Source organism: Moorena sp. SIO1G6, assembly GCF_010672795.1.
Taxonomy (GTDB): Bacteria; Cyanobacteriota; Cyanobacteriia; order Cyanobacteriales; family Coleofasciculaceae; genus Moorena; species Moorena producens.
On sequence record NZ_JAAHFZ010000087.1, the window covers coordinates 1 to 2,234 of the forward strand.

3 protein-coding genes are annotated in these 2,234 nt (G+C 44.3%); all 3 read left to right on the forward strand.

From position 1 onward, the window contains the following. The first annotated feature begins 142 nt into the window (after nucleotides 1-142). The 3 genes from F6K63_RS34255 (at nucleotide 143) to F6K63_RS34265 (ending at nucleotide 2,015) form a co-directional block, all read left to right on the forward strand. Nucleotides 143-394 carry a hypothetical protein gene (locus tag F6K63_RS34255; RefSeq protein ID WP_008185813.1) on the forward strand — a complete coding sequence of 84 codons (252 nt, stop codon included), beginning with the start codon at nucleotides 143-145 and terminating at the stop codon, nucleotides 392-394. 439 nt (nucleotides 395-833) lie between these two features. Then, complete coding sequence (locus F6K63_RS34260; protein ID WP_008185815.1) at nucleotides 834-1,229, forward strand: hypothetical protein; 396 nt, start codon at nucleotides 834-836, stop codon at nucleotides 1,227-1,229. 219 nt (nucleotides 1,230-1,448) lie between these two features. After that, the gene (locus tag F6K63_RS34265; protein ID WP_008185816.1) at nucleotides 1,449-2,015 is read left to right on the forward strand and encodes an acyltransferase; all 567 of its coding nucleotides are present in this window, start codon (nucleotides 1,449-1,451) and stop codon (nucleotides 2,013-2,015) included. Nucleotides 2,016-2,234 lie beyond the last annotated feature (219 nt).

Here is a 2,234-nt window from a genome sequence, read left to right on the forward strand (position 1 = left end):
TCAATTCTTACCCCACAAAGGCGTTTGAACTCCTGGTTAGTTAAATCTTTAACTTTTTGATAGGTCATTATTTTCCCTTATACTGACCCATTTATATCTTTTTTATTGGACTTTTGCAAGAGGTCTAGTGAAGTCATAAGCGATGAAACGTAGAACATTACTCCAGCTAGCTTTATCTGGCGCTGCGATCGCATTCCTCTTACCAAGACTCTTTGATAAGCAAAGCGCTACTAATTCGGTAAGAGCATCACCAATACAAAATTTGTGGTTGTCCGGAAAGTCAATTAAAACTAAAGTTAGGGTGGATTGGGCAAAGCCAGTCGCACAAACTACACCCTTCACCTTTGGCTCCAACGACTACGAAATTACTATTCTGGAAAAGGCATCAGACTAGGTTTTCCAGAAGCGTCTGGCGGAATTGGATATCAGGTTAATCCGCATTCACCATATCGATCTATGGGAACGTTGGACTAACCGAGCTACGAAAAGCTGGGACGAGGCCAAAATTCAAGCCTGCTACGATGCCTCATATCCCCAACAGCCTACCATTATCCAAAATATTCCCTGCTGGCCCAGTTGGATGGCTACAAATCGGCGTGGTCTACTTTCGAGAAAGGAGAATATATAGCAGTCGCCAGGGCAGTTAGGACATGACAAAAGTCTCAAACCTAAGTAAGCGCAAGAGTTTTACTTCTGACAAATGACTTCTGACAAATGACTTCTGCTATAACATCAACTACTCATGGAACTCTGGTGAAGACCGTCAGAATACCCATGTCGGCGCGGTTTGGTTTGCTTCAGTATTCAAACATTTAGCTGACGCTGGGATTGACATGGCGACCTCCTGGCATCTCAAGGATAAGTATTACGGCATGATCGACCCAAGTAATAATCTGCGACCTGCTGCAACTGTATTTCCCTGGGCGATCAAGTACCTGACTGGCAAGGTGATGTACACCCAGAGCGGCCATAAGTTTGTGGAGGCTATGGCAATAGAGCAGTCCAATGAACTGCGATCGCTATTGTTGATCAATAAATCAGCCAAACCTGCCAGCATCAGGATTGAGGGAGCACTGGATTTTCCCGACACTGAAAGCCTAAAAAGGCTACCCATGTTTTCTTTAGATACCAACGCTGTCAAGAGCAAGACCCTAGCAACAAGACTACTGAAGTACTCATCGGTGAGATTTAATCCTTACTCTCTTGTGTTACTGGGTTTGAGTAATTAGTGATTAGGCATTAGCCATTAGGCATGATAGCACTAGGTATTAAGTACCAGAACCATTAGACAACAGAAGTGAAAAAGATTCAGTGAAAAAAATTCACCGAAGCCTTACCCCACTTCAGCCAACACCTAAACACTAAAAATTAACACCTAACAGCTTGCTCTAACTCTCAAAACTAAATTGACAGAGTACTTAGTCCTTTTGATTCACCAATTTCGTGTCATGCAGCAGATTAATCACCCATTTCTGAAATTTATCGCTCATCTTTATTTTGAGGCTAAGGGTTTATACTATCAGTTTCGATACCCCAATCTCACCCTTGCCAAAGGAGTGCAGATCAAAGGCTCTCTTCAGGTAGCAGGTAGCGTTAAGGTAGTGATTGGCTCAGGTTCTCGCTTGGGTAAAGAGGTATTTATCTATGGTTCTGGTAACGTCAATATTGGTTCAAATGTACTGCTTAATGGGCCTTGTATAGGTTGCGAGTGCTCAATTACCGTGGGAGATGAATGTCTAATTTCTGACTGCTTTCTTGCTGATAGCGATTACCATAACCTACAACCCCACCTGCGTCACTGTCCTCCAGGACCAAAGGTTTCAGCTGAGATTGTGATTGAGCGAAATGTCTGGATTGGAGCCAGAGCTACGGTGATGAAAGGGGTACACATTGGGGAAAATAGTGTAGTAGGTTTAGGCAGTGTGGTTCGTAAGTCTGTCCCTCCCGGCGTGGTAGTTATTGGGAATCCCCAGCAAATTGTGAAGCATTTCAAACCAGTCAGTAAGACTCTGTGACTGAAAACTTTGGTACTGACAGGCTTTATTGTTTCTAGAGCATTGCTTGAGTAATCAAATTTCAGGGAAAATCTATAGATTTCAATTACCCGATCACCCGATCACCCGATCACCCGATCACCCGATCACCCGATCACCCGATCACCCGATCACCCGATCACCCGATCACCCGATCACCCGATCACCCGATCACCCGATCACCCGATCACCCGATCACCC